Origin of the sequence: Arthrobacter glacialis (assembly GCF_002909445.1) — a bacterium.
Taxonomy (GTDB): domain Bacteria; phylum Actinomycetota; class Actinomycetes; order Actinomycetales; family Micrococcaceae; genus Specibacter; species Specibacter glacialis.
In genome coordinates this window covers 12,746-39,476 of the sequence record NZ_PPXC01000012.1, presented here as the reverse complement: position 1 = coordinate 39,476, position 26,731 = coordinate 12,746, and the positions used below count along the sequence as shown (strand labels likewise).

At 60.8% G+C, this 26,731-nt stretch carries 24 protein-coding genes; 12 read left to right on the top strand and 12 right to left on the bottom strand.

Annotated elements, in window-relative coordinates; all coding sequences use genetic code 11:
* Positions 1-68 precede the first annotated feature (68 nt).
* Entirely contained in the window at positions 69-1,790 is a 1,722-nt protein-coding gene (locus CVS27_RS14590; protein WP_306418503.1) for a GAF domain-containing sensor histidine kinase, read from the top strand.
* Here the strand turns inward: CVS27_RS14590 and CVS27_RS14585 are convergent.
* The 4 genes from CVS27_RS14585 to cls form a co-directional block, all read right to left on the bottom strand.
* Positions 1,784-2,494 (bottom strand): response regulator, encoded by a 711-nt coding sequence (locus tag CVS27_RS14585; RefSeq protein ID WP_103466545.1) that lies wholly within the window; start codon positions 2,492-2,494, stop codon positions 1,784-1,786. The genes CVS27_RS14590 and CVS27_RS14585 overlap by 7 nt on opposite strands.
* A gap of 88 nt (positions 2,495-2,582) precedes the next feature.
* A complete protein-coding gene (locus CVS27_RS14580; protein ID WP_103466543.1) occupies positions 2,583-4,475 on the bottom strand; it encodes a heavy metal translocating P-type ATPase in 1,893 nt (630 codons plus the stop codon).
* A 395-nt stretch (positions 4,476-4,870) separates the two neighbouring features.
* Positions 4,871-5,341, bottom strand: a complete 471-nt coding sequence (locus CVS27_RS14575) for a pyridoxamine 5'-phosphate oxidase family protein (protein ID WP_103466541.1) — start codon at positions 5,339-5,341, stop codon at positions 4,871-4,873.
* A 103-nt stretch (positions 5,342-5,444) separates the two neighbouring features.
* Positions 5,445-6,917: a cardiolipin synthase gene (cls, locus tag CVS27_RS14570; protein WP_103466539.1), complete on the bottom strand. Its 1,473-nt coding sequence runs from the start codon at positions 6,915-6,917 to the stop codon at positions 5,445-5,447.
* A gap of 265 nt (positions 6,918-7,182) precedes the next feature.
* Here cls and CVS27_RS21300 point away from each other — a divergent pair, with 265 nt between their 5' ends.
* A complete protein-coding gene (locus CVS27_RS21300; protein ID WP_243400202.1) occupies positions 7,183-7,671 on the top strand; it encodes a DUF6325 family protein in 489 nt (162 codons plus the stop codon).
* A 167-nt stretch (positions 7,672-7,838) separates the two neighbouring features.
* Here the strand turns inward: CVS27_RS21300 and CVS27_RS14560 are convergent, their stop codons facing one another.
* Positions 7,839-8,201, bottom strand: coding sequence for a DUF1622 domain-containing protein (locus CVS27_RS14560; protein WP_103466537.1), 363 nt, complete (start codon positions 8,199-8,201; stop codon positions 7,839-7,841).
* A gap of 302 nt (positions 8,202-8,503) precedes the next feature.
* On the opposite strand from CVS27_RS14560, the gene CVS27_RS14555 reads away from it, so the two are divergent.
* Entirely contained in the window at positions 8,504-9,931 is a 1,428-nt protein-coding gene (locus tag CVS27_RS14555) for an ATP-binding protein (RefSeq protein ID WP_243400201.1), read from the top strand.
* Positions 9,932-9,940: 9 nt separating this feature from the next.
* On the opposite strand, the gene CVS27_RS14550 is transcribed toward CVS27_RS14555, so the two are convergent.
* From CVS27_RS14550 to CVS27_RS14540, 3 genes are read right to left on the bottom strand one after another with little or no spacing between them, the layout of a single operon-like run.
* Complete coding sequence (locus tag CVS27_RS14550) at positions 9,941-11,341, bottom strand: hypothetical protein (RefSeq protein ID WP_243400200.1); 1,401 nt, start codon at positions 11,339-11,341, stop codon at positions 9,941-9,943.
* A gap of 18 nt (positions 11,342-11,359) precedes the next feature.
* Entirely contained in the window at positions 11,360-12,781 is a 1,422-nt protein-coding gene (locus CVS27_RS14545; RefSeq protein ID WP_103466535.1) for a DUF2252 domain-containing protein, read from the bottom strand.
* A gap of 21 nt (positions 12,782-12,802) precedes the next feature.
* Positions 12,803-13,201 carry an SHOCT domain-containing protein gene (locus CVS27_RS14540; protein ID WP_103466534.1) on the bottom strand — a complete coding sequence of 133 codons (399 nt, stop codon included), beginning with the start codon at positions 13,199-13,201 and terminating at the stop codon, positions 12,803-12,805.
* A 249-nt stretch (positions 13,202-13,450) separates the two neighbouring features.
* On the opposite strand from CVS27_RS14540, the gene CVS27_RS14535 reads away from it, so the two are divergent.
* From CVS27_RS14535 to CVS27_RS14500, 8 genes are all read left to right on the top strand, one after another.
* Complete coding sequence (locus tag CVS27_RS14535; protein ID WP_165788316.1) at positions 13,451-14,614, top strand: AI-2E family transporter; 1,164 nt, start codon at positions 13,451-13,453, stop codon at positions 14,612-14,614.
* A complete protein-coding gene (locus tag CVS27_RS14530; protein WP_103466532.1) occupies positions 14,611-15,294 on the top strand; it encodes an ion channel in 684 nt (227 codons plus the stop codon). The genes CVS27_RS14535 and CVS27_RS14530 overlap by 4 nt, the downstream gene beginning before the upstream one ends.
* A gap of 168 nt (positions 15,295-15,462) precedes the next feature.
* Positions 15,463-15,882: a DUF7144 family membrane protein gene (locus CVS27_RS14525; protein WP_103466531.1), complete on the top strand. Its 420-nt coding sequence runs from the start codon at positions 15,463-15,465 to the stop codon at positions 15,880-15,882.
* 66 nt (positions 15,883-15,948) lie between these two features.
* Positions 15,949-18,357 (top strand): winged helix-turn-helix domain-containing protein, encoded by a 2,409-nt coding sequence (locus CVS27_RS14520; protein WP_103466530.1) that lies wholly within the window; start codon positions 15,949-15,951, stop codon positions 18,355-18,357.
* 20 nt (positions 18,358-18,377) lie between these two features.
* On the top strand, positions 18,378-19,991 hold the full coding sequence (locus CVS27_RS14515; protein WP_103466529.1) for an MFS transporter: 1,614 nt from the start codon (positions 18,378-18,380) through the stop codon (positions 19,989-19,991).
* 7 nt (positions 19,992-19,998) lie between these two features.
* On the top strand, positions 19,999-20,520 hold the full coding sequence (locus tag CVS27_RS14510; protein ID WP_103466528.1) for a hypothetical protein: 522 nt from the start codon (positions 19,999-20,001) through the stop codon (positions 20,518-20,520).
* Positions 20,521-20,634: 114 nt separating this feature from the next.
* On the top strand, positions 20,635-21,765 hold the full coding sequence (locus tag CVS27_RS14505) for a DUF998 domain-containing protein (RefSeq protein WP_133162940.1): 1,131 nt from the start codon (positions 20,635-20,637) through the stop codon (positions 21,763-21,765).
* 125 nt (positions 21,766-21,890) lie between these two features.
* Positions 21,891-22,556, top strand: coding sequence for a GAP family protein (locus CVS27_RS14500; RefSeq protein ID WP_103466527.1), 666 nt, complete (start codon positions 21,891-21,893; stop codon positions 22,554-22,556).
* Between the two features lie 33 nt (positions 22,557-22,589).
* Here CVS27_RS14500 and mtnN read toward each other — a convergent pair whose 3' ends face one another.
* The 4 genes from mtnN to CVS27_RS14480 all read right to left on the bottom strand — a co-directional run bounded on the left by mtnN (position 22,590) and on the right by CVS27_RS14480 (position 25,128).
* On the bottom strand, positions 22,590-23,345 hold the full coding sequence (gene mtnN / locus CVS27_RS14495; RefSeq protein WP_103466526.1) for a 5'-methylthioadenosine/S-adenosylhomocysteine nucleosidase: 756 nt from the start codon (positions 23,343-23,345) through the stop codon (positions 22,590-22,592).
* The gene (locus tag CVS27_RS14490) at positions 23,342-23,794 is read right to left on the bottom strand and encodes an S-ribosylhomocysteine lyase (RefSeq protein ID WP_442319976.1); all 453 of its coding nucleotides are present in this window, start codon (positions 23,792-23,794) and stop codon (positions 23,342-23,344) included. Before CVS27_RS14490 ends, mtnN begins: the two co-directional genes overlap by 4 nt.
* Positions 23,795-23,927: 133 nt before the next feature.
* A complete protein-coding gene (locus tag CVS27_RS14485; protein ID WP_103466524.1) occupies positions 23,928-24,776 on the bottom strand; it encodes an HAD-IIB family hydrolase in 849 nt (282 codons plus the stop codon).
* Positions 24,777-24,894: 118 nt separating this feature from the next.
* Positions 24,895-25,128 carry a PLDc N-terminal domain-containing protein gene (locus tag CVS27_RS14480; protein WP_103466522.1) on the bottom strand — a complete coding sequence of 78 codons (234 nt, stop codon included), beginning with the start codon at positions 25,126-25,128 and terminating at the stop codon, positions 24,895-24,897.
* Between the two features lie 117 nt (positions 25,129-25,245).
* Between CVS27_RS14480 and CVS27_RS14475 the strand changes: the two genes are divergently transcribed.
* Positions 25,246-26,634 (top strand): aminotransferase-like domain-containing protein, encoded by a 1,389-nt coding sequence (locus tag CVS27_RS14475; RefSeq protein ID WP_207767537.1) that lies wholly within the window; start codon positions 25,246-25,248, stop codon positions 26,632-26,634.
* The last annotated feature ends 97 nt before the right edge of the window (positions 26,635-26,731 follow it).

The following is a 26,731-nucleotide window of genomic DNA, read 5'->3' as shown; positions in this document are numbered from 1 at the left end:
CTGTGAGGAGTGGCCGGGTTCTTGAGGCTTTTGACACAACGGCCAATGGTCGATTGAAGGTGGGTCTGGTGCAGCATTCTGATGCGGACAAGTCGGTGCCACTGTTGCCGGCCGTTGCAGGCACCCGAATTGAGGACCTGTTGCGGGAGTTTGTGGACCGAGCTGGCGAACTGCTCTCCACGCAGGAAAGGATGCGCGGACTGCTGGAAGCAGTGGTTTCCGTGGCGGAGGATCTCAGCTTGGATGCGGTGCTGGAGAGGGTGGTGAAGTCTGCCTGCACACTTTTGAACGCCCGCTACGCTGCGCTGGGAGTGATTGGTGAGGACCAATCGCTGAGCCATTTCATTACCGTTGGCATAGATCAGGAACTCATAACCAAGATAGGCCCCCTACCCACAGGACACGGCGTCTTGGGCCTGTTGACAAGTGACCCGCACCCGTTGCGACTGCACGATTTACACGATCACCCCGCCTCCTACGGGTTCCCCGAACACCACCCGCCCATGGTGTCCTTTCTGGGCGTCCCCGTGCGAGTGAGGGGAAAGGTTTTTGGGAACCTGTATCTGACGGAAAAGGCAGGCGGTGAAGACTTCACGGCCGAGGATGAGGAATTGGCCGTAGCCCTGGCCGCTGCTGCTGGGGTTGCCATTGAAAATGCTCGTTTGTTTGAAGACGCGAGGCGCCGTTCACGTTGGCTGGAGGCGTGCATGGATGTCACAGGCAAGATGATGGATGATGAACGCAACATCACTGAAAGCAGTCTGGACATGATTGCGGCCACTGCTTTGGCAGAGTCTGACTCTGCCCTGACCATGATTGGGGTTTCTTCCGAGCTCGGCCCTGAGCTGTATGTGGCCGCGGCCGCGGGCGAACGGGCTCCGCTCCTGGCTGGCCGCTCCCTGGCTTTGGACTCCCCGGAGATCGCGGAGGTCCTAAGGACCGGCGTACCTACTGTCTTCGAGGACGCCACTGATCTGCTCGGCGCGCAGGACGGGGCAGCGTTTGGGCCGATCATTGTCATTGCGTTGGGCCCCCAAGGCCCCAACCAGGGCTTGTTGATCCTGGCACGCAGCCAAGGCTCTGGGAGCTACTCCAAGATTGTGGTGGAGATGAGCGCCGTGTTTGGATCCCACGTCGCCTTGGCCTTGGAACTAGCCAGAACGCACAGACTCCGTGAACAGATCATGGTTTTCACGGATCGGGACCGTATTGCAAGGGACTTGCACGACGTGGTCATTCAGCGTCTCTTCGCCGCAGGCCTCAGTATTCAGAGTTTGCAGCGGTTCATTACGGACAAGACGGCGTCCCAGAGAATTAGGGCTGTCACCACTGAACTTGATGAAACCATTCGGGACTTGCGAAATACCATTTACTCGTTGCGGGTCAGCTCTGGTGAGACGGAGCTGCTGAGCGACCTGATCCTGAGGACAGTTCGCACTGCCGCCAAAACGCTTGCCTTCGCTCCCCGGCTGAATTTGGCCGGGCCCATAGACTCTGCGATTTCCGAGGAAACAGCCAAGCACCTGCTAGCGGTGCTGTCCGAAGGGCTAAGCAACGCCGTGCGGCATTCCGACGCAGGGGCAATAGAGGTTTACGTTGAGGTGACCTCGGAGCATGTGAGCGTCACCATTGACGACGACGGCATTGGCGTGGGGAATCTGGTTCACCGAAGCGGGCTGCTGAACATGGAACAGCGGGCCGAGATTCTGCACGGAACCTTTGACCTGGAGAGCGGCGAAAATACCGGAACCCGGCTGACCTGGCGTGTACCCGCAGCCGATGCTCATTGACGATATTCAGGGGCTTGCCATCGGGTGTCTGTGATAAAAATGGCTGCCTGCGTGCGTCGCTCAAAACCCAGTTTTGCCAGTAGTGAGGACACATAGTTCTTGACAGTTTTCTCGGCCAGAAACATTTCACTGCCAATCTCACGATTGGTCAATCCGCGTCCAATGAGTTTCAGTACGCGCCCTTCCTGCGGGGTCAGTGCGGAGATCCGCGGATCCATCCGTTCAGGCTCGGCGAGGCCCTGAACTACTTTCGCCAGGACGTCGGGGTTGAAAAGGGATTCACCCTTGGCGGTGCGGCGCAGGGAGGAAAGCAGATCCGTGCCGTCAATTTCCTTCAGCACGTAACCTGAGGCGCCAGCCAGCACAGCTCCACGCAGGGCCTGCTCGTCGTCGTAGCTGGTGAGAATCAAGCATTGCAACGTGGGATCCACCGACCGGACATCACGGCAGACCTCTATGCCGGTACCATCGGGCAGCCGGGCATCCAATACCGAAACGTCGGGTTGCAGGGCCGGGATGCGCCTGGTTGCTTCCAGTGCGGAGCCGGTGGACCCAATAACTTTGAAGCCCTCACCTTCAAGCAGTTCTTTGAGCCCTCGCCTCACAAGTTCGTGATCGTCGAGAATAAAAACGGTGATCGGTGCCGGTGCCGGTGCCGTGGCCGTGGCGATGTTTTGCGGGTCGGAGGCAGTTAGCCCATCCATCGTCGTCGTTTCCCTCCGTAGCTGTCCTGCCAGTCTGTCTTACCTACCATTGGCCAACAAGGGCACAAAGTCCTCCGGGAAGCCCGCGTCATTTCTGAACCAGTTGGTGTGGGGGACTGTAATGCACCCGGGCGCTCGCGCGGGCGGACGAGCGCTCACCCCATTTGAGTGCTCGCAGTGCGTTGAAGATGGTGGCCAGATCCACCAGTTCCTGGCTCAGGGCGCCGGCAACGGCGGGGATCAGCCCGGCAGCGGCGAACAGCATTAAGCCAAGACTCAGCAGTATTCCGATCCAAATGCTCTGGACGGCAATCCGGACCGTATCCTTGCCAATGCGGACGGCGCTGGCCACCTTCGAGAGGTCGTCCACCATGATCACCACATGGGCGGATTCACTGGCAGCGGTGGACCCTTTGGCACCCATGGCCACACCGACGTCGGCAGCAGCCAACACGGGGGCGTCGTTGATGCCGTCGCCAACCATCATGACAGGCCGTTGGAGAACACCCCGCACTATTGTGACTTTATCTGCTGGACGGCAGCCGGCACGGACCTGCGAGATTCCCGCTTGGCCGGCGATGTGCTCCGCCGTCGATAGGGCATCGCCTGTGACCATCAAAGTGTGGGCAACGCCCAAGTCGCGGAGGCTGGCAAGTGTTTCTACGGCGTTCTCCCGCAGTGGATCACTCATGATCAGCGCACCCAGGTAGCGAGAATCGGCTCCCACATAGACCGCGAGCTGGCCGCCGGTGAGTTCCGGCTCCGGGACCAAGCCGGTGTTCTGGGAGACGAAGGAACGTTTGCCCACCACAACCCAGTGGTCCCCTACAAGGGCAGAAACTCCGTCGGTTGCATGTTCAACAGCCTCCTTGGCGTGGGTGAGTGACAGTCCGCGATTTAGTGCCGCATTGACTACCGATGAGGCAAGGACATGGGAAGAGTACTGTTCGGCAGATGCGGCCAGAACAAGCAGCTCATCGGCGTTGGGAAAACCGCGGCTATTGGCGGCGACCCTTACTTCCTCCAGGGTGGGCCGGCCCTGCGTGAGGGTTCCGGTCTTGTCGAAGACAACAGTGGCCACCTTGGCAAGCTGCTCAAGAGTGCCACCACTTTTAACAATGATTCCATTCCGCGCAGACCTGCTCATGCCACCCAAAAAGGCTACCGGGGCCGCAATGAGCAGCGGGCAAGGCGTGGCAACCACCAGCACCTCTGCGAATCGAAGCGCGTCTCCGCTGAGCAGCCAGGCAACACCTGCTATCACCAAGGACAGCAGCGTAAACGGCACGGCATACCGGTCTGCCAGGCGGACCACTGGCGCCCGGCTGCTGGCTGCACCCTGCACCAGCGCCACAATCCGGCTGTATTGAGAATCGTCAGCCGTTGCGGTGGCTTCCATCTGGACAGCCACCGGCCCGTTGAGGGAACCGCTGAGGATGCCATCGCCCTGACCCAGTTCTACCGGCAGGCTTTCGCCGGTAATGGCCGATTCATCAAAGGACGCCGCCGTTGACAACAGGCGACCATCGACGGGAACCACTTCGGCGGGCCGGATCAGCAAAATGTCCCCCACCGCCACCTCCCTGACGGCAATATCCGCCAAGACCCCGCCCCTGCCTTCGCGATGCGCCGATTGAGGGGCGCGGTTCAGCAGTGCGGTCAGTTCCGCTTGAGCTCTGCCGGACGCGTACTTCTCCAAGGCTGTTCCCCCGGAAAGCATCAGCACGACGATGAGCGACGCGATGTACTCTCCGACCACAATGGTGCTAACGATTGCAGTCACGGCCAGCAGGTCAACACCCCAACGGCCATGCACCATGTCACGGATCATGGCTGCGCCACGTGAAATCGCGGCGCAGCCTGCAAACACACTTGCCAGCAGTTGTGCAGCACCGCCTTGACCCACGCCCAGCAAAATAAGCACCAAGCACCCCACCGCAAGGGTGGCAGTGATCATGAGGTGGGTACGAATGAAGGTCATTGTCACTTTCCGGTTCACGTGTTGGGCGCTGGGTTCATGGACTGTTTAGGGGAGGAGGTTCAAGGAGGTGTCCCAGTTGAAGTTCTTGTGTGCGGGGCTGACGTGACGGGCGATTTCTTCCGCTGCAGAGCTTCCCTCAGGGGTAGTGAGGCTGTCAAAGGGGACCGCAAGAACAACGATGCCGCCTTCAATGACGGCACCTTCCCCGCCGCCTTGGGCTCCGGCTCCGAGGATCTCTACGAGCTCGCGGGTCTTTCCCCGTTACGTCCCAATATCTGTACGGAGTGCCTAGCCTCAAGCATGCGAACGGCGATGGATCGCGCCATGTTTCCGCTACCGACAATGGTGCTTTGTTGCTTTTCGGAGGAGAACTTCGAGTTTGAGGTACAGAACAGTCATTCCGGGCTGGTACGGGTTGCTGTGGCTTGGGCTGTCCACCACTGCGCGGGATCGGCCACCACGAATTTTCGGCCCGTGATCGATGTTGGCTCAATGCGGATGAACGTGTCCTTGTGTCCGGATTGCCAGGGGAAGAGCATGATCGAAAAACTGGCCAGGACATCTTCCGTTGAGTCGAGGCGCCTTGCACTGCCCTTGGCCACAACGCTCCAGGCGACGGCGCTGACCGGATCGACGCCGTCGGCCTCAAAGGCAACGGGCGTTTCACCGAGGGCCGCGTCGAGCTTGGTCCCAAGACCCGTGCGAAACACCAGTGAGCCGTGGTCCACCGCATAGTTTATGGGGAAGATGTCGGGATGGTCAGTGTCCCAGACCGCCAGTCGCCCCACGGAAACGCCCCGAAGAAATGCCCAGCATTCATGGGCATCTAGTTCCTCGGCGGGGGCATTGGCTGGTTTGTTCGTCATGGTCTGAGCCTAGGCTGGCGGGGGCAGCGCCAATAGAGTCCAAAGACCCGCTGCGGGGGAGTGCTCTGGCGCAACGCGCCGGAGCTGTTCCGTGACGGACCGTTCAGTTCAAGGCTGAGGTCAACCGCGCGAGACCGTCCAGGAAAGTGGCCTTGCGGGGCTCCTGCCGCCATTCCTCGAGGGTGAGTTCGCGTCCCGCCTGCCGATACTCCTGCTCCACGTCACGCATCGCCGTGACAAAGGAACGTCCTCGAACGAGGAGCGACACCTCTGCGTTGAGACTGAAGGAGCGGATGTCCATGTTGCTCGATCCAATGACCGCGATGTCGTCGTCGATCGAAAAGTGCTTGGAATGCAGGATGTATGGCTCCGGATAGAGGAAGATTCTGACCCCGGCTTCCAGCAGCACGCCGTAGTACGAACGCTGCGCGTGATAGACGAGGCCCTGGTCTCCGATTTCGGACACAAACAACTGAACCTCCAATCCGCGCTGGCAGGCGGTGGTGATCGCGTAGACCATGGCCTCGTCGGGTACGAAGTATGGGCTCGTCAGAATAACCCGCTCAGTGGCGCCGTAGATCAGGGACAAAAACATGCGCAGATTGTTCTCCATGTCGTATCCAGGACCGCTCGGCACAACTTGGCAGACGAGTTGACCGGAGGTCACAGGCACGGCGGCAGCGGGGACGTGCTCTTCGTCCACAAGATTGGTGGTCTCGATCAGCCAGTCGGAGAGGAACACCGTGTTCACGGATGCCACGACGGGCCCAGACAGCCGCACCACCAGCTCTTGCCATTTCAGGCCGCGCGCAATGTTCTTTGGCGCGTTATAGGTGCGGTCGATGAGGTTTTGAGACCCCATGAAAGCCACCAGACCGTCGACGACGACGAGCTTGCGATGATTGCGAAGATCCGGTCGCTGGTATTTGCCCTTCATCGGCATGACCGGCAGCATCCAGGCCCACACGACTCCGATGCGGTCCAGTTCCGCGAACGTCTCGGTCGCGTTCGCGACGCGTTTCGAGGCGACGTGGTCAGCGAGCAGCCGCACGACGACGCCGCGCTTCACAGCACGTTCCATCGCGGCAAAGAACGGGGCCGTTGTGGCATCCAAGGAAACAATATAGAACTCGACATGGACGAATCGTGTCGCGCGCTCGATCGCGGATGCCATCTCTGCTATCGAGGCGTCGTAGTCGGCAATCAGCCGGGCATCGTTTCCGGTGACTGCGGGCAGGGCGGTGAGCGCAGTATTTTGCGTCACCACCCGCCGGAACCAGCGCGGCCAGTCGGCGGCATCCGCCCCCGTATCGATACCGGCATCCGCGACGCGCGCTGCGATCAGATCATCGATGCGGGCTTGTTCGTCCCTCCGCGCCCGTGGCAGCCGGAAGCTTCCGAGCAAGAGAAAGAACAGTATCCCCACGAAGGGAATCAGGAAGATCGCCAACAGCCAAGCCATCGCTGCAGTTGGTTTTCGCCGCCGCGGAATTGCGATCAGGGCGACCACCTTGATCGCCAGGTCGGCAAGGAAGGCTGCAGCCCAAATCAGATTTGCCGTGAGCGTGGAATCCATCACCTAAAACTACCGAGGTGGTTCTTCCTGGTCGTCATCCGGTGCGGATGAGAACCGTAAGGTGAGGTGCCTGCTCAGCAGTCCTTCGAATTCCCTCAAACGCGGGCGTGCGTCGAACTGAGGGCAGCTCTCGGTCCCCTTCTCCCCATAGCGGTGGACGTGGCGCCCAGTACCGTGCCCAAAGGGATCCTCCTCAGCTCTGCCGCCGGTCTGTCGTTACGTGGGAGCGGACTCGCTTGGTTTCACACGCTGGGAGGAAGAACAAATGAACAATGCGGATGGCGCTGGAGGCACGTCTGCAACGGGTGATGCCAACTTCAAATATGGCTCGGTCGAGGTCTACCTCATCGGCTTCGCTGGTGAACGCCCCGGCACCGAGGTTGTCGACGCGATTCTGGATCTCGTCCAGGCCGGCAGCGTGCGGCTGCTTGACCTGCTGTTCGTGTCGCGCTCCCGGGACGGTGACCTACGGGTTCTGGAACGCGAGGAAATTGCCGACGCATACGGTCTGGCGGGACTTGAGGTGGTCGAGCTCGGTCGACGCATCGGTTGCGGAGGGCTCCTTCGCGCGGCCGCAACCACGGCTGTCATTTTCCGGAACCGCTACCGCGGTCTCCGGAAGAATCCAGTCCCGCCAAGCGGCAAAAGCGCAACAAGCCGCCGAAGCGCAGGCCTGCGAACAACAGCAGTTGCCAATGGATGCTGCCGCTCAACTCGCGGCCATGCACCAGCAGAGAATTCCCTCAGCCGATGAATTCACCGCAGCCAAAGCGACGTTGCTCGGATAGTTGCCGACCCCGGTGCTGGCGACTGTCAGCACCGGGTTGCGCGTGCGCTGAGGATGAGACCCAGCCAGTCCATACCCATGGTTTGGACGGGGGTGTTGATGCATGACTGTTCATGCTGCTGACCGTTGTCCTCTCATTGACCTGACGCCACGGGGGCCTCGGCGGGCTTTTGCCAGGGCCACCTGCCGGACATTTCCAGTTCGAGGGTCCAACTGAGGAAGGTCCGGATAAGTACTATGACACCAAGCACCGTGACAGACTCGAGCGTCGGCGTCACCGCGACAGTCTTGATGATGTCTGCCGCGACCAGTAGTTCCAGGCCCAGCAAGATTGCCCGCCCCAGTACACGCCGAAATCTGGAGTAGATCGGGTGCTGCTTGCGCATGCCTCGGATTCCCGCGTCCACGATGGCGTACGCCACTCCAACGATGATCGCGAGCACTCCGATTGCATCCACAACCTCACCGACGGTCTCGATCACCCCACCGATTTCCATTACGCTGCCGCCTTCCGGGATCGCACCTTGACCGGGAAAACCCCGGTCACGACGTCATCAACGGTATGCCCGCCCCCAGGAGTGCCGCCTCATCCGCGGCGGGTGAAGCTGCGGCATCACAAATGGGCCCGGTTCTCGCTTAGAGGCATCGGGAAGGCGTTCGCCGTCGTCGACAGTGAAGGGCAAACAGCAGCGGAACCACACACCCATCGAAGTGCTTGCAACGCAGAAGGACGCCTAGTCAAGACGGACTTGTACGGCTATTCTGACGTTCAGGACGCAGACACCGGATGGATACAAGGATGGAAGACCAAACCATGGCCGTTGGAGACTCACCGACACTTGACCGCTCCAAAGCAGTTTCGCTTGACGGGCGGCGTTTTCAATTTACCGCCCCGATCGAATCAGCAGTGGAACCCGGCACCTTCGTCACCTTGGGTAGCGATTCGGAGAGGATCCAGCTCGGCCAGGTCGAAAATATTGAATTTTCAATCGGGGGCACACTCAGTGGCGGGGGGAGAATTCTCGGCGCCATCTCAGAAAGCGGGACGCTGGAGGCTCGCAAGACCATGCCCTTTGCCCTGGCTGAGATGGGGAATGCTGAGGCGAACATGATCGAGCTCCTCTATGGCAACACGGCGGCCCCGTTAGTCATAGGCTCATACGTCAGCGGGGGGGACATCCCGGCCAGACTGCTCCCGAACCGCTTCAACCGGCACACTTTTTGGTGTGGGCAGAGCGGGTCAGGAAAAACCTATGCCCTCGGTGTTGTGCTGGAACAGATTCTGATCCATTCCGCCCTGCCCATGGTGATTCTTGATCCGAATGCCGACTTCGTGAGACTCAGCGAGCCGAACTCCCACGGCGGGCAGGCTGGCGCAGCCAGCGTCATTGCTGACCGTGACATTCAGATCCTGCGGCCAGGGCCAAATGGCCCGGATTCGCTGCGCGTTCGCTTCAGGGATATGTCGCTGCAGTCCAAAGCCGCAGTCTTGCGGCTGCATCCACTCACGGATCACGCTGAATACAACGAGCTCATTCACCTGGAACAAACAGTGGGAATTGTCTCTCCAGAGCTGATAGTGCCAACACTGCGCGCGCGGGAAAGCAAGGCGGCGCAGACGTTGGCGGCCCGCATTGAAAACCTTCGGGTGACGGAGTGGCAGGTTTGGGCGGCCGGGGCAAAAGCCGTGACGGATGTTCTTGAGGAGCGCCCCGACGCCACGGTTCTTGATCTTGGCGGCTTCGCCTACCCCGACGAATCCCTCGTCGTGGCGCTGGCCGTGCTGGATGACCTCTGGGAAAAGCGGGAGCAGCGCAGGCCCATCCTCATTGTGATTGACGAGGCCCACAACCTCTGCTCGGCGGAACAGAACAGCCCGTTGAATGTTGCCGTGAGGGAGCGGATCATCCAGATAGCCGCTGAGGGGCGCAAGTTCGGATTGTGGCTGCTACTTTCAACCCAGCGCCCGTCCCGCGTCCACCCCAGCATCATTTCGCAGTGCGACAATCTGGCACTCATGAAGATGTCCTCCCCGCACGATCTCGAGGAGCTGGCCACGATCTTCGGGTTCGTGCCAGCTGCGATGTTCGCCAGGTCGCCAGGATTCCGGCAGGGCGAAGCACTATTCGCCGGTGGCTTCGTGCCGGCCCCGACAATCGTGACCATGGGGGCCCGACTCACCCACGAAGGCGGTGCCGATGTGGGCGTCCCCATGCGGCAGCCGTAAACCTGTGAGCTAATCCACCGCCGGGACAGCCCGCGCATGACCATCGACGTCCTGGCCAGTCCAAGGAACCAGTGCCACAGGGCGCTGGACAAGTTCAACGATGACCAAGACCACTACGGAGATCACCAACGTCCAAACGATAAGACCGGTGGTGAGGGGCCGCACGAACAGAACCACTGCCGCCGCAATTACTGCGATGGCGGCGCGGATCAACGTCCGTTGGGCATAGAACCAATGGCCTGTCCGCCCGGTGGTAATGCCGTGTTGTTCGGCCGTTTGGCGAAGACGAGTTGTCCCGGCCTGGAAAAAGCTTCGTAGCCTGCTGGCAACAGGGAACGGACCAGCGGCCCAAGCCGTGATGGCCACGACGATCGCCAGCAACAGCACTGCCAGACCGGTGGAGCTCATCGCTGTGGTGACGGCGTCGAAGATCGTCCGTGCCATGCCGGAAGGGATCAGCGACGGCGAGACCGAACCAATAAAGACGATTCGCCCAATGGCGATGCCAGCAACGACGACGACCATACCCAAACCGAGTGCAACAGCCGCCCAGACCAGCGCGAGAGACTTGCGACGCGCAACGGCAACACCCGCGCCTAGGAACAGCAGGGCAATCCATGGCAGCCACGCGCCGGCCGCCAAGGCGAGGCCGTAGAAGAGCTGAAGAGTGGGCAGGGAGGAATTCTGTGAGACCGTGATGGTGCGGTCAATCGCCGGGATCTGGGCCGCGAATGTCAGCCCCCGTTCCAGAAGCACCACCTTGACCCGCTCAATGATGGGGCCAAGCTGGATGCCCACGGACCCATCCGAGCCAACAGCCATTGCCGCTTGGGGATCATTTTGCAAGGTGGCAATCAGTTGGGAGTGGCTCAGCCGAAGCGCCTCCCGCCATACCTGGGCAAAGGCATCGGACTCCACGAACGTGCCGACGGTGGAGCGCACCAGGGAAACAATGCCCTGGGCCGCCGGCGCCTTAAGTGCCTCCAGTGCCCGGGTTGCGGCCGGTCCGGTTCCCAATGCTGTGATGCCGTCAAAGACGTCGGAGGTCAGTGCGGGAATATCCACATTCTGCTGGATGACGTTGACGGCCTGGTCTGCCACATAGGCCTGGACGCTGGGGTCGTTGGCCAGGGGGGCATAGGTGGCAACGAAGGATTCCGTATTGGTGAGCTGCACCTTGGCCCAGGAGGCGACTGTGGCAACCGGGGCCAGGAGGGCACCTATGACAATGAGCGCGGTGGCCAGCAGCGTCCAGCCCCAGCTGCGCTGGTGGGGATGCGCCACGCCTTTTCCCCTGGCAGGCAGCATCGAAGGACCCACCTTGGTGCCTAGGGCTAGCCGGAGCGCCTCATTCTCGCCGGTCAGACGGGCTATGGTGTCCAATAGATCCGGATTGTTCTCTCGTGTCATGACAACACTGCTCCTCGCCTAGGGCGTTGCAGGTTTCTCAAGCCGGCCATCGGCGATGGCGCGGCAAAACTCCGCATAGTCGATTTCATTTTGGTCCGCGTAGATGGTTGAGAACCGGGCAATGGCGCGATCGAAACGGTCGCTTGTCCCCAGATAGGCAGCAATTGCCACCCTGTCACCCGTTCGAGCATGGGCCCTGGCCAAGGTTTCCCCGCAGAGCTGGGCATACAAGAGTGCCCCTGATGCGGGCATTGACTCAATGTCTGCCGAGCCTTTCCAATCATGCAACTGGCGTATGTAAAAGTCGCGCAACTGCCCATCGAAAGACTCCGCTTGCTGCCAGCCGAGGAAGATGTCGCTGGCAGACTGCATAAGTCGCTGTCCCCTCACAACGCGTTCTCCGTGGCTTTCATATTTGCTGGCGGGAAGGAAGCGTTCGAGCACGGAAGCCTGGGCCTCCTTAGCTTGCAGTAGCAGTGGATCATCGTTGCCCCGGCCGCAAAGAAGCAGAATCCAGGCCCTGGTGCCAACGCTTCCGACGCCAACCACCTTTCGGGCCATGTCGACGAAGTGAAATTCCTTGATTGGATGATTTTGATGTACCAGAGTGGTTTGGTACGACCGTAGGAGCTCTGCCATGGCCGTAGTATTTTGTTCCCTTTCGCGGCCAGGTGGTGTGAGATCGGCCAGTGGCGTGACCAGGGGAGGATCAGCCTTGATGCGCAGATCACCATTGGAAACCTCAACCAGCTTGGCGAACGCGCGCAGGCTGTCCCGGGTGCGCGCCTTGGCGATTAAGTTCTCGGTGCGTTTGAGCACCTTCTTGTTCGCACGCTCTTCCTTGTCCTGCAGGCGCAGCCAAGCACCCACCTGCCCAGCGTCCACCCGGTCATACCACGCCGTCAAAACAGGGGCCGTCGCTGCGGCGTGCATCCGGTCCCGGTAGCCACGCACCACGGCACATACGATCGCGTTTCGCTTGGCGTTGGAGAATCCGCGGTGCCGTCCCGCAACTTCGAAACTCGCTGCCAGCCGTTTGACATCCCATTCCCAGGGCCCAGGCAGTGTCTCGTCAAAGTCATTGATATCGAAGATCAACGCCCGCTCCGGGCTGGCGAACAACCCAAAGTTCGACAGATGAGCATCGCCGCACAGTTGAACGGTAATACCTGAATCCGGAGTCCCCGCAAGATCCATGGCCATCAGTGCCGCGGCGCCGCGAAAGAAGGTAAAAGGGGAGGCCATCATCCGTGCATGTCGAATGGGAATGAGTTCGGGCACTCGGGAGGCTCCCTGTTCCCTAAACACGGCGATGGGATCTTGCCGCTGGGGCCCGGCGTTCCACGCCGAGTGAGCGGATCGAGGAGCGCTCTGACGCGCCTGGCGACCGGCAACAGCTCGGGCGTGGAAGGCGCCGAACGTGGGTGATGGGGTGTCCATGGGGTCCTCGGTGAATGGCAGCTAGACAGCTGTGTGATGTTGCGTGCCGGACAGTGTACGTGCCTTTAGTGCTTCAAACTCATCCTGGCTGATGGCTCCAGAGTCCAGCAGCGACTTGGCCTTGGAGATTTCATCGGCCGGCGAACTCGAAGCGACGGATCGAATGTAAGACTCCGTCTCAGACATGGAGCGCTGCACCTGTGCCGTCTGGCGTTGGCTCATCCCTTGACCGCGAGCGATCAAATAGATCAGAGCTGTGATGAAGGGGAAGGCAATGAGGCACAGTATCCAGACGGCCTTCAACCACCCGTTCAAGGTGTTGTCGCGGAAGATGTCCCCAAGGATCCAAAACAAGAACATCAGGTAGGAGATGAAGATGTAGCTCCAGAAGAGAAAGCCGAGAAAGTCCCAGAAATTCATGACAGTAACCCTTTCGCTCATTTGTGCTTAGCGGATCGCCCGGCGGTCCGTGCGAATGGCTTGAACTTAGCGTTGCTGTTGGCCCGGGGGCATCACCCACCAAGGGTGAGCGTCAGCGGCTGATTGCGGGCATCACCCATCTGGTATGACGCAATGTGGGGTTGAGCTCCATACGATGCCAGTAGTCGAGAGCACCGCTGTGCGTCAAAACTTTCGTGCATGGGTGCAGTGGAGATCGGGGCGAATCACATGCCACACACGTCTGGAGCGCTTCCCCGGGGAGTTGTCGTACTACTTGGGCTCGCCTCGGCGACCATCGTAGCCATCGGTATTAGCGGCCTGCGCGGAATTCTGGCACCGGTGCTACTCACGCTCATCCTGACTATCTGCGCTCATCCGGCGAGGGCCTACGTCCAGAAGCGGGGGGTGCCGCAGGGTTTGGCCACGGGAGCGGTCATCGCGGTGATGTTCGCGTTCCTGGCCGGGTTCGTTGTGACGGTCTTCATCGCCGTTGGACATTTCGTGGAGATGCTGCCCCGGTACGCCAGCCAGTTCGAGGAGATGGGCCAGAACATCGGTGTGCGGTTGGGTTCCCTTGGAATCAGCCAGGACCAGGTGTCCGCACTGGTGAGCAGCATCGACCCGAGGAACGTCATGGCGCTTGTCACGGACGCCGTGGGCGGCGTGTTCAGCATTTCGGGGGCCTTGGTCATAGTGCTGACCATGATGATCCTCATGTCCGCCGACGCCGTGTACGTTCCGACGATTCTTCATCAGCTGGGCGCAAAGGCGCCTGATCTGGTGACTGCCCTCACAGACTATGCGTCCAATGTGCGCCGCTACATGGTGGTGACAACAGGACTTGGCATTGTCCAGGGAGTCCTTAACGCACTGGCGCTTTGGATAATGCACGTCCCTGCGGCGTTATTGTGGGGTCTTCTGGCCTTTCTGTGCAGCTTCATCCCCAATGTGGGCTATTTCTTTGCGCTCGTCCCACCGATGGTCTTCGGCTTCCTTGTTGGAGGTTGGCCGACTCTGATCGCCGTCGTTGTCATTTATGCCGTGATCAATGCCGTGGTTCAGTCGATCATCCAGCCACGGGTTGTGGGCCAGGCGGTGTCGCTCAGCCAGTCCGTCACATTCTTTTCAGTATTGTTCTGGGCTGTCGTCATGGGTCCTGTTGGGGCGATTCTGGCAATTCCCTTCACACTGTTCGGAAAAGCGTTGCTGATTGACTCGGATCCTAGTGCCCGTTTCTGGCGTCCGGCACTAGGACCGACGGGGGAGACCAGAAGCATCAAGAAACAGGAGGACGTGGAAAGCAAGCACACCCGGCAGCTCGCGCACAGCGCGGCCCGGGCTCGGGCTCGGGCTGGTAAGCGGGGATCTGCTCCAGACAAGCCACTGCGGTGACCGCGACGAGTTCGCTGCCGGGCTCGGCAGGTGGGCGCACGCCCGTCTTCCGCTTTGGCTATTGGTTGGTGCTGCCCTCGATAGTTGTGTCGTACGCTGTGTGCGCGGCGCAGGGAACGGCGAACCCCAGCGCCGTCGCGTTGCTTGTCCAGCTAGCCACAGTTGCCTTGATACTTTGGGTGGCGGAGGCGAAGCCGGGCATTCGCAGGGCCGGCATGATCACGTTGTCGACGGCAGCTGTGGCAGTGACCATCGTTTGGCTCATCGGGGCACAGGGGCACCTGCTGGATATTGTACTTTCTGGTGCGTCGATGCTGGCCTACCTCGCTGCCCCGGTAGTGATTATTGCCCACCAGGTGAGGAAGAAGCATGTGGATGGTCAGTCCCTGCTGGCAGCAATCGCCGCCTACATTCTGGTTGGCATGTTCTTCACCTTCGTCTATAACTTCATTGCCCTGACATCAGCCTCGCCGATCTTCGGAGACGGGCAGGTTGAGTCGCTGACGAGCCAGATGTTCTTTTCTTTCACCACACTCACCACAACGGGGTATGGCGACAAGGTCCCCAGCGGGGCGGGTGTTCAGAGCGTTGCCATTGCCGAGGCCATCGCGGGGCAGCTTTTTCTGGTGATAGCAGTCGCCCGCGTGGTGTCGGGGTGGAAGCCACCCACCGAGCGCTGACCGGGGCTGGGGTGGGGTGCGCAAAGCATCATCCGATGTGGGTGAGGGAAAGATGGCAGCTAGGGAGGAATATGGGCAGCAGTGGTGCTGGCCAGCCGGCACCACTGGTGCACCGTCGGCTTGACGGGACGCAGCGAACACGATTAAACAATTGAAAGAGGTCGGCACATGAGTACCATCAGGTCAACGAGCAACGTCACCTCAACGCACCCGACTGCCTGGATCCCCTTCGCCGGTGTAATCCTTCTCGTCAGCGGCATCTTCAGCGCCATTCAGGGCCTCGTTGCCCTTATCGGCCCGAGCACGTACTACACGGTTGTGGACGGCGACTTGTTCCTCTTCGACGCCACCGGTTGGGGCTGGTGGAACCTCTTGATTGGAGTGCTGCTGATCCTCACATCGATTTCCCTCTTTGTGGGCGCCACGTGGGCGCGCGTCGTTGCCATTGTGCTGGTGATCCTCAGCACAATTGTCCAAATGCTTCTGGTGCCGGTCCAGCCCTGGTGGTCGTTTATAGTCATCGCCATTGATGTACTGGTTCTCTATGCACTTCTGGCCCATTGGGACGAGCGTCACGCCGAACAGTAGCCAAACAATCAAACTCTTGCCCTCCAACAACTGCGGTGACACACTAAGCGTGGATGGGGAGAAAAGATGATGACTTCTTCGGAACACATGGGGCCGGCCCACCTTATTGACCGGCCCCGATTATGTGCCGAACTGGACAAAGCGCTGCAATGCCGCCTGACTTTGATCATCGCGCAGGCCGGTGCTGGGAAGTCGACGCTGCTGCGGCAATGGGCCGCACAGCAGACGGGGCGCGCCATCGCCATGTTCCGCATCGAGGCCGCCGATGACGACCCGGCACGCTTTGTCCACCGACTGGTGGAGGCACTGGCAGCGGTGGATCCGGCCATTGCCAAGGTGTCGGCGCTGTCCACCTTCTCTGAGGGTGGACTTGGAGAGCCCGTCATTTCAGTCCTGGTGGCAGCCCTGGGACGCATGCCGGAGGTCGTCATTGTCGTGGACGATGCGCAACGACTGTCCAACGTTGACCTTATTGACGATCTTGGCGAGTTGCTGTTGCAAGCCCCCGGGAACATCCACGTAGTCCTGGCTTCGCGCGCCGATCCGCCGATCGCACTGAGTCAATACCGCTTGAGCGACGAACTTTTGGAACTCAGGAACGTCGAGCTCGCTTTTACCGCCGAAGAGGCGGCCCAGTTGCTGGAGCGGACCACCGGGCATCGGCTCAGCACGCCCTCCGTCCGGGCATTGCATGCGCGGACGGAGGGCTGGGCAGCCGGATTACAGCTGGCGGGATTGAACCTACGGCAGGTTCCTGACCCGGATGCATTTGTTGCGGCGTTCGGTGGCAGTGACCGGCTGGTGGCCGACTACCTTGCTGAGGAAGTGTTGGAAGCCCTGCCCTTTGACCAACGCGAAATTCTCCTGCGGATGTCGGTGTTGGAGGACATGTGCGCCGGACTCGTCCATGCGGTGACAGGCCGTGACGACGCGCAGTCGATTCTTGAACAATTGCACGGGGACTCCATTTTCCTGATGGAACTGGACTCGCGCCGCGAGTGGTACAGGTTTCACCACCTCTTTCGTGATTTGTTGCGCTCACAACTACGCGCCGGGGGCAGCACGGACGAACGCAGCATTCTCAGTGTGGCTGCCGACTGGCAGTTGGCCAGGGGCCGCGCCAAGGAAGCCATCGAATACCTGCTGCGGGGACGATTCTGGGAGCGGGCATTGGAGGCTATGCTCTCGAATGCCTTCGAAGTCCTGGTGAATGGCGACATGCCAACTGTTGTTGGGTGGTTGCTGCGGGTCCCGGAGTCCACCCGCTCCAATTACATTGATGCTGATCTATTGTTGGGGACACTGGCGCTGGAGGACGGTGGAGGCTTGGGCATGTTTTTGGACCAGGACGGCCCCGCTGGTGATCAGCTAGGGGCACGCAATAGGAGGTCCTCGGATGCAGGATTCCTGGCGGCCCAGATATTGCTGGCTACAAGACCGGAGTTGACCGCAGCTGCCGCGTGCAGGCAAATTCGCGAATTCCCGTCCGCCGACAAGCCCTGCATCGCGGCCACAGGTGACGAATTGGGCGCCCCCCAGAATTCCGCTGGTCGGCTGGATGTGCTTGTTGCTGGGGGCCGGGCCTTCCTACTGGCGGGCCAGATTGATCAGGCACGGGAACTGCTGGTCCAGGGCCTAGGGGAGGCTGCAGCCGGCTCGCACGAAAGAGTCGGTGCGCTCAGCACGTTGTCCTTGCTGGAAGCCTGGTGCGGCAAGGTCAAGCGTGCCGAGTCACTGATCTGCGAGGCACTACTGAGTGCCCGTGAAGCCGGCATGCTCGCCGATCGTTCAGTCACCGACGCCTACTTGGCAGCGGTGATGACGTCTTTGCGCCGAGGCGACGCCGACTTGCCGGCCGAGGCGGAACCTCTGCGCATGCCTGCTACCAGTTTCCCGCAGGATCAGGAAGAACCGGAATCGTTGTCGACAATGCTTTTTGAACGAGCGGTTTCCTCGTTAACCTTGGGTGATCCTGAGAGGGCTCGCGGCATCGTGGGTTCATGGCCGGAACTCGTCCTGGACCCTGATCCTCTCGCCGTCGTGCAATGCCACATTCTCCTTTCCTGGGTCGCGACCTGTGACAACGAACCGTTTGAGGCCAGGCGCCATCTGGGAGACGCCGTCAAGATGGCCGAGATACACGGACTTGTGGGTGTTTTTGTGCGGGCTGGCCCGGTCATTCTGAGGCGGCTGCGGGACATCTCAGGCCCACAGGCAGCGTTCCGGGACATCATTTTGGCGCATGCGCAACAGTCCGTTGATCCTCGGCAGCAGGCACTGCCCGACCCGCTCACCGATCGCGAATTGGAGATCTTGTCCTACCTGCCAACCCGCTTCACCAACGTGGAACTTGCTGATCGTTGCTTCGTGTCGGTCAACACCATCAAGACCCATATGGTTCACATTTACCGCAAGCTCGATGCCACCAACCGCGATGCGGCAATAGGGAGAGCAAGAGTTCTCGGATTGCTCTAGTCGAAACGAGGGAACCTTCGATGAAAAAATGGACTGTCGTCATCATTCTCGGCTGTGCACAATTTGTGATGGTGCTGGACGGCACGGTGATGAATGTGTCGATCTCAACGGTAGTTGATGACCTGGACACCACTGTGGCGGCAATGCAGGCGGCCATTACGTTTTACACGCTCACTATGGCAGCTGTGATGCTGCTTGGTGCCAAACTCGGCGATGTCTGGGGGCGTCGCAGGGCCTTCGTGATCGGCTCCTGCATTTACGCGTTAGGGTCCCTCACCACAGCCCTCAGCCCCAACGTGGCAGTGCTCTTCCTCGGCTGGTCGATCATTGAAGGGCTGGGCGCTGTGCTGGTAATACCTGCCATCGCTGCCCTGGTTGCGGACAACTATCAAGGCAAGGAACGCATCACCGCCTACGCAGTCATCGGAGCCGTCTCCGGTGCCGCGGTGGCTGCCGGGCCGCTTATTGGCGGCTTCGTGACCACGTACTTTAGCTGGCGGTACGTCTTTGTCGCGGAAGTTGTCATCATGGCGGGCGTGGTGCTGTGCGCCCGGCTGATCACGGACAACACAGTACGCCAATCCGTGCGCATCGACGTGCTCAGCGTGTTTCTGTCCGCCCTCGGATTGGTATTTGTGGTGTTTGGGATGCTGCAGAGTAAAACGTGGGGGTGGATCGCCCCGTTGCAGTCTCCGGAAATTGGCGGCGTGGCCATCGAACCGCTGGGCATCTCCATGACTGCGTGGCTGATGCTCGCTGGAGGGGCACTGATCTATGCGTTCGTACGACGACAGCTGCAACTTGTTGGCCGAGGCGATGCTCCGTTGGTTCATGTGGAGATGTTCTCCATCAGCCAGCTGCGCAGCGGGCTTTCGGTGCTCGGCGCCCAGTACGCAGTGACTGCCGGATTGTTCTTCATGGTGCCCGTCTATTTGCAGATGACACTGGGACTGGATCCCTTGCAGACTGGACTGAAGATTTTCCCGCTTTCTATCTCCCTGATCCTGTTTTCCATTGTCGGGACCGGGTTGTCGCGGATTTGGGCGCCGCTGCGCATTGTGCGGACCGGCCAGGTCATTCTTGTCTTCAGCGCAGCCATTCTGCTCGGCTCCGCCACGGCTGAGCTGAGAAGCGGTCTCTTCGCCGCAGGAATGTTCCTGGCCGGTACGGCACTTGGGCTTCTCGCCTCACAGCTCGGCAACGTCAACATGTCCAGCGTCACCGAAAAGGAGACCAGCGAGGTGGGCGGGCTGCAGGGAGTGTTCCAGAACCTTGGCTCTTCCCTTGGAACTGCCCTGATCGGGTCCATACTGATTGGAGCCTTGTCCACATCCTTCGCCTCCGGCGTGGCCAGCAGCGAGCTGCCACCGGACACCAAGGCGACAATCAGCCAACAAACTCAGGGCGGCGTTTCCATCGTGCCGGCAGCGGCAGTCGCCGACATTGCCCTGGAGGCAGGGCTGGACAGCGCCGAGGCCGCCACCCTGACCACCATCTACCGTGATTCCCAACTTTCTTCCCTGCGCATTTCGTTCTTTGGGCTGATAGTGATTTCCCTGCTGTCGCTGTTCTTCTCGCGCGGCATCCCCACGGAAGTGGCGGGGCGGCAACGAACAAAGGCCGCACAGGGATGAGGCAGTCATGAGCGTCCCCTTAGGCCCCGTCAAGCGGACACTGACGCGCGACCCTCGAACCAGTTTCGTCACCGAAGAATCGGTCTACGGAACCCTGCTGGTCAGCGGCATGATTGTGGCTTCGGGAAGCCATGGGGCAACGTCCTGGGAAACATTTCTGAGCGTTTTGGGCACGGTGATCGTGTTTTGGGTGGCTCATGTGTATGCGGGCACCGTCGCGACCCACGGCGTGGTTCCGGGCAACGAAGCAAGTCTCAGTGCGGCATTCCGAAAGTCTGTTCGGCGATCCCTAGGGTTTCTGACCTCGGCCCTTCTGCCTTCGGTGGTGCTTTTGATCGGGGCTTTGCGCATCATTCCCGACGGCGTGGCGATCTGGTCGGCTCTCTGGCTGGGTGTGGTGATTCTGGGTGCGCTGGGGTACAGCGCGTTCACCTTGCGTGGCAGCAGCTGGACCATGCGCATTGTGGGTTGCCTGGCCACTGCGGCTCTCGGAGTGGCCATGATCCTGTTGAAGGCCCTGATTCACTAGCGGCCGCCAACATCACCCACCGGGAATGATTTGCCCCGACGGGCCGGCAGTTAGTTTTGGCTTAGATTTGGCACCCATTTCGGGTGCCAGGAATTCGTCAGGGGAGGGATTCACATGAACCAGTCCACACCCATCCGCCGGCTCCTGCGGCATCCGGTGGCCAGCTCGGAGTCGCTTGAATCATCCGCTCTGCTGGCCGCAGCAGCAGCGTTCGCAGCGGGGATCCTCTTGGCATTGATCTGGTTTTGGGACCGGGAACTCTCCATTTCCGGTCCCGGCTCGGTGGGCCAGTTCGTTGCCCTCGGTTCAGCCATAGCGGCCATGGTCACGTTTGTTGGAGCACAAATTCTGCTCAATGCCGAGGGAACAGCCGCTGCGAAGGGACGCGAGGGACAGCCCACCTCACAGGTGCGGCTGCGTTGGTACGACATTGCCGCCCTGGGGCTGGCGCACGCCCTTATCGCCCTGTTGGGGTGGCTGGGGCTTGCAGATTTAATGGGGAAATCCTTCGCGGGAGCTGTGGTCTTCACCTTACCCGCCGCGGTTCTGGCGGCAGTGGCTATCGCCGTGACTGCCTATGCTGCCTTCCTCAGCGCAGTCCACCTCACTCCCATGAGCGTTTCAACCATCCTGATTGTTTTTCTTGTGGTGGGGTCCTTCGCCAGCATGCTCAGTGCCACGGACCCTCTGTGGTGGCAGAAAAACCTCAGCTCCCTGGGCATTACCGATGACATCTCGGCCCTCGCGTTCAACCTGACGCTCATCATTGCCGGGGTGATCGTGACGACTGTGGCCCACTATGCCACGGCGACCATTCCGGTGGTGTCGGAGAAGGAATTGAAGGGACGAAACCTTGTCCGTGGGGCGCTGGCATTGATTGGTGTGTTGCTGGCCTGTGTCGGCATTTTTCCGGTTGATGAATTTCTTACGGCACACAACGTCGCGGCCACTGGAATGGCTGCCATATTCGTTGCCATGGTGATTGGGCTGCCCAGACTGATTCCAGCCACACCGCGGGTATTTGTTTTGCTTGGTTATTGCTTCGTCGGGATCATTGTTGTCTTGGCCATATTTTTTGTGACCGGCTACTACAATCTGACGGCTGTGGAATTGGTGGCCTTCCTCCTGATCTTCAGTTGGCTGGTGGTGTTCCTTCGCCATACAACAGCCATGGGCGGCCCAGCGCGTAAAGGCCGTGGGGATGCCCGACCCGACACTGCGGGCATCCAGACGGTCGGCTTATGACACCGCACCCGTTCGCCCTGGCCCCCGTGCCCGAAACGTGGAGGAACCACGCGGAGCCTATGGACATGCGCCGAGCGGGCTCAAGAAGCCGGTCGCTCCGGCGCCCACTGGGCTAGGCCGGCAATATGTTGCAAGCACTCGGTCACCTTCTGCCCATCTCCGTTGCGTCAGCGCTGAGTTCGGTGCCGATTATGGCAACCATCCTCATCCTGTTGTCCAAGCACAACCGAAGCTCCTCGGTGCCGTACCTAATGGGCTGGGTACTTGGCATCGCCAGCATTGTGACCAGCTTTGTGCTCCTGGCATCCTTCCTCCCGGAACCAGCGCTCGGTGGTCAGCAGACGTTCAACGCGCTCGCCCAGATCGTCATCGGGCTGGCGTTGGTGGCGTTGGCAATAGTCGTTTGGCGTCGCAGCCGGGGCAAGCCCGTGGGGGCTGAACCCAAGTGGCTGGCAAGTGTGGGATTGCTGGGGCCGTGGTCATCGTTCGGCTTTGGGGTTGTTCTGAATCTGCGGCCAAAGTCGATCCTGCTAACTGCCGCCGCGGCCCTTTCCGTGGCAGGGGGCGGGCTCACAGTGGGTGAAGCTGGCGTGGTGATTGCCATATACACGGTGTTGTCCGCGAGCACTGTGGCCATTCCCGTCATCGGAGCAATAGTGTCGCCGGTGAAGGTTGAAGCGTGGCTGCATGGGGCGCGGGCCTGGTTCGGGCGGAACAATCGAACTGTCACCATTTTGATCCTGCTGATGATAGGTGTAGTCATCGTGGGGAACGGGTTGACAAGGCTTTAGTCCCTGAGCGGCCACGATGCGCTGACGCCTTCGCTAGATCCCGGTCTGCGGAGCCCCAGCAGCAAACCAAGACTCGACGACGGCGGTGGTGATTTCGGCCGAACGTTCGGCAGCGTCGTCAACATGGGTCAGGAAATCGGCGTCGGATGCCGGACCGCAAAGATCGGAGATTCCTCGAATGGCCAGGAACGGGGCGCCATGGACGCGGCAGGTCTGGGCGATGGCAGAGGATTCCATGTCCGTGGAGAGGACCTGCTCAAACGCGGCCTTGATGACAGCAGAACGCTCGTGGCCAACAAAGGAGTAGCTGGAAACCATGAGTCCCTGATGCACCGTATCCACCAGGCCATCCTTAACCGTTTCGACGGCGCTGACGTCCAGCAGGAACTGCGGCACAGGATAGGACGCCGGCATGCCCGGGACCTGTCCCAACTCGTAGCCAAAGGCGCGCGCATCGGCGTCGGCGTTAATGAGATTGGCGCCAATCACAACATCGCCGACCCGCACCGCATCGCCCAGCCCGCCAGCACTGCCGGCGCTGATGACCAACGGTTGTCCGGCGTCCGGCTCATCCCTGTTGGCCAGCAACAGTGCGGAGGTGGCAGCCCCGGCGGCGTTGACCAGGCCTATGCCGCTCTGGACCAGGAGTGCCACGTGACCATTGATGACCGCTGTGCGATGGATTGCATTACCCACCCGCACCGGCTCAGCAACGGATGTGGCGCGCTGCAGAAAGGGGGAAATTTCTTCCTCCATTGCGACAATGATGATGACTTCAACGGCGCTCAAGCAGAGACCTGCTCCCAGACGGCACGCTGCGCCAGGAATGCCCGGGCGGCATCCTGGGCGGCATCCAGGGAGTGGTTTTCTCCCCAGCCGCACTGCACCTCATTGGCCGCCGGGACCTCCGTGGCCTTCAAAACGTCCGACAGAGTGGCTTCGATGAGGTCCACCACGCCGGCAATGTCCGGTTCGCCCGCAAGGATCAAGTAGTAGCCGGTTTGGCAGCCCATGGGGGAGAAATCGATGACGGCTTGCGAATGGTTCCGTGAGCTTTCGGCAAAGAGATGCTCCAGGGAATGGATGGCTTTCATGCCCAGGTGGGCCACGTTGGGCTGGGTGAAGCGGACGTCATATTTGGTAATGACGTCGCCAAGCGGGAGCACCTTACGGTCGGCAACCCGCACATAGGGAGCAGCGACCGTGCGGTGGTCAAGGTTGAAAGACTCTACGTTCATGCGTGCAGGATTCATGGTTTGGCTTTCATGCGTCGGTGTCGAAGCGTGGGTTTGATCGCGGCGGGTACAGCGCCACTTTTATCCTAGCTCGCGGAGCTTTGGATGGCCCAGTGCGCTCAGGGGCGGCACCCGCTCAGAGCAGCCCAAGGTCAGCGAATGCTGTAGCGATGCCCTCGCGGCTGGGCGGCGGGGCCGTGCGGTCCGCCAAGGCCAGCAGTTCCGGGCTGGACCCGTCGATGGCGACGCCGAGGCCGGCGTACGCGATCATCTCCACATCGTTTTGGCCGTCACCGAAGGCGATGGTGTCTGCACGGGCAATGCCCAGGCGCTCAATGGCGACGGCCACGCCGTCGGCCTTGCTGATGCCACGCTGGTACAGCTCACCGGCATGCGAGCCCTCGTTGGCAATGGAGTTGGCCACGACGGCGATCTCCGCACCAATTTCCGCGGCAATCAGGCCCATCTCCATGGGTACCTCAAAGACTGAGACCTTGGCGAAGGCCGGGCTGTTGGCGGACCAAGGACGCAGCGAGCCCAGAATGGCCGAGGAACCTTGTGCGTGGCCATCGGGGGAGCGTTGGAAATGCCCCTCGATGATGGCGCGCAGCCGTTGCTCCGCGGCCGCGGCAACGTGCAGGGACTCCTGCGCTTCCAAGACGTAAACAGCGTTGTGTGCGTCGAGGACAGCCACGGTCCTAGCTGCAAGATCGTCCGGGAACCTCCTGTCCAGGAGAACCTCCCCGGCGACTTCCACGTAGGCCCCGGCGCTGGCAACCAGCCCGTCAAAGCCGGTCCCGAGGATGCTCTCCGGCAACATCGACACCGGGCGCCCGGTGCACAACAGGACCTTATGACCGGCCTTCCGTGCCGCGCGGACGGCCCGAACGTGGGCAGCGGGGACAACCCCGAAGTCTGCGTACGTGCCGTCAACATCGAGGAAGATTGCGTGGATGGTTTTGATGGCGTGTGGCATGGCGGTCATGGTCAGGCAGTCTACCCCGGACGCCTGATGCCGGCCGTGACCGGCCGGCTCAGGCTATTAGTCAAGAGTGCCCGCTTGTTGCGTTCCATGGTTCTGTCCCAGTCATAAGATGTGCATGCTATTTGGCGGTTTGTTTTCTGGAGCTTTGCACGAAGGTGAATCCGAGCCATGCGGCAGACCCCACAAACGGAACAATGACAATCAGCACCAGCCAAGAAATGCGTGCCCCCACTGTGAGGGAGTTGGCCTTAGCCAGTGTGACCAGCGCCCAGACCACAATGGCAAGGTACATGGCGGCAACGGCCCATTGAAGCAGCACGAATTCGACGGGCAATATGGGGTTGGCATCCATGGACTGTCCTTTCCGGCTCAGAACTCTGAAGTATCGTCAGGCTGCCACAGTTGACATGGACTGGCAACCGGGAGTAACAATGTTGACGGAAATGCAGTAACGCTATCTAATATCTGTGTGTCAAGTGATAACAGAGCCTCCGAGATTGCCACGCTTCTGCAGCTGCAAGCCAACGCCATGGCTGTGGGAGAGAAGCTCCCCTCCGTTCGGGTGCTGTCAAAGAACTACGGTGCGAGTCCGGTGACCATCACCGCGGCGATCACCACCCTCACTGCGCTGGGAATCGTGCGGGCTGAACCCGGGCGTGGCACCTTTGTTGCAGGCCGCGACTCACCCGGCACTGCCCTGCAGGAGCCGGACTATGCGTGGCAGTCCTCCGCGTTGGGGCGTTCCAGGGTGGACCCGAACCGCACAGGCCGCACTGGCGGCTATGCAACGGCCGACGACGTCCAGCTCTCCTGGGGCTATCTCTCACCCGAGCTGCAGCCGTTCGATGAACTGCGCACCATTGGTTCCCGCTGCGCGAAGAGCCACCGCGCCTGGACCATGGCGCCGCCGATGGGCCTGCCGGAACTGCGGAGCGTCTTCGCCGCGGAACTCAATGCAGAACCCGGCGAGGTGCTCATCATGCCTGGGGGCCAGCAATCGCTGGTGTTCGCCATGCGCACCCTTGCCGATCCCGGATCCACGGTTATCACCGAAAGCCCCAGCTACCCGGGCGCCATCATTGCCGCCCAGGCAGCCGGGCTGGGCATTGCTGCAGTGACGGCCGACGCCGACGGCATCCGACCGGACAAACTCGCTGATGCGCTGGAACGCACCCGCGCAAAGCTCATTTACCTGCAGCCGTGCTACGCCAACCCGACGGGGGCAATCCTGAGCCCGTCACGTCGCGTTGAGGTACTGGCCCTGGCCAAAAAGTATGGTGCCTTTATCATCGAGGATGACTGGGCCAGGCACCTTACGTTGGAGGGATCGGCCCCTCCACCGCTGTTCACCCAGGACCCGGACGGTCACGTTGTCACCATCGCCACACTGAGCAAACCCGCCGCCCCTGGGCTGCGCGTTGGCGCCCTGGCCGCCAGGGGTCCCGCCGGAGAACGCCTGCGCACGGCTCGCATTGCCGATGACATGTGCGTTCCGGCGCTGGCCCAGGAGATCTCTTTGGGTCTCTTGACTTCCTCGGCATGGCCTCGGCACATCAAGCGTTTGCGCACGGGCCTGCGCGAGCGCCGCGACGCGATGGTCAACGAAGTTCACGCCTCGCTGCCCGGAGCGCGGGTGGTGGAGGTGCCTTCCGGCGGCATCCACCTGTGGGTCAAACTGCCCGATGGCACCAACACCAGCGCCTTGACGGCGGCCGCCCAGGGCGTGGGCGTGTTTATTGGCGACGGAAAGCACTACTACGTTGACGAGCCACCAGCTCCGCACATGCGCCTGTCCTACAGCGCTGCCACCATCGCCCAGATCCAAGAGGGTGTCCGCCGCATCGGGACGGTACTCTAAGCCCTCTTCTGCCTCGTGAACGGGCAGTAGTTGTTGATGTTTTCGCGGAACATCAACAACTACTGCCCGTTCACGAGGCAGGTTAGCGTGGCGGGGC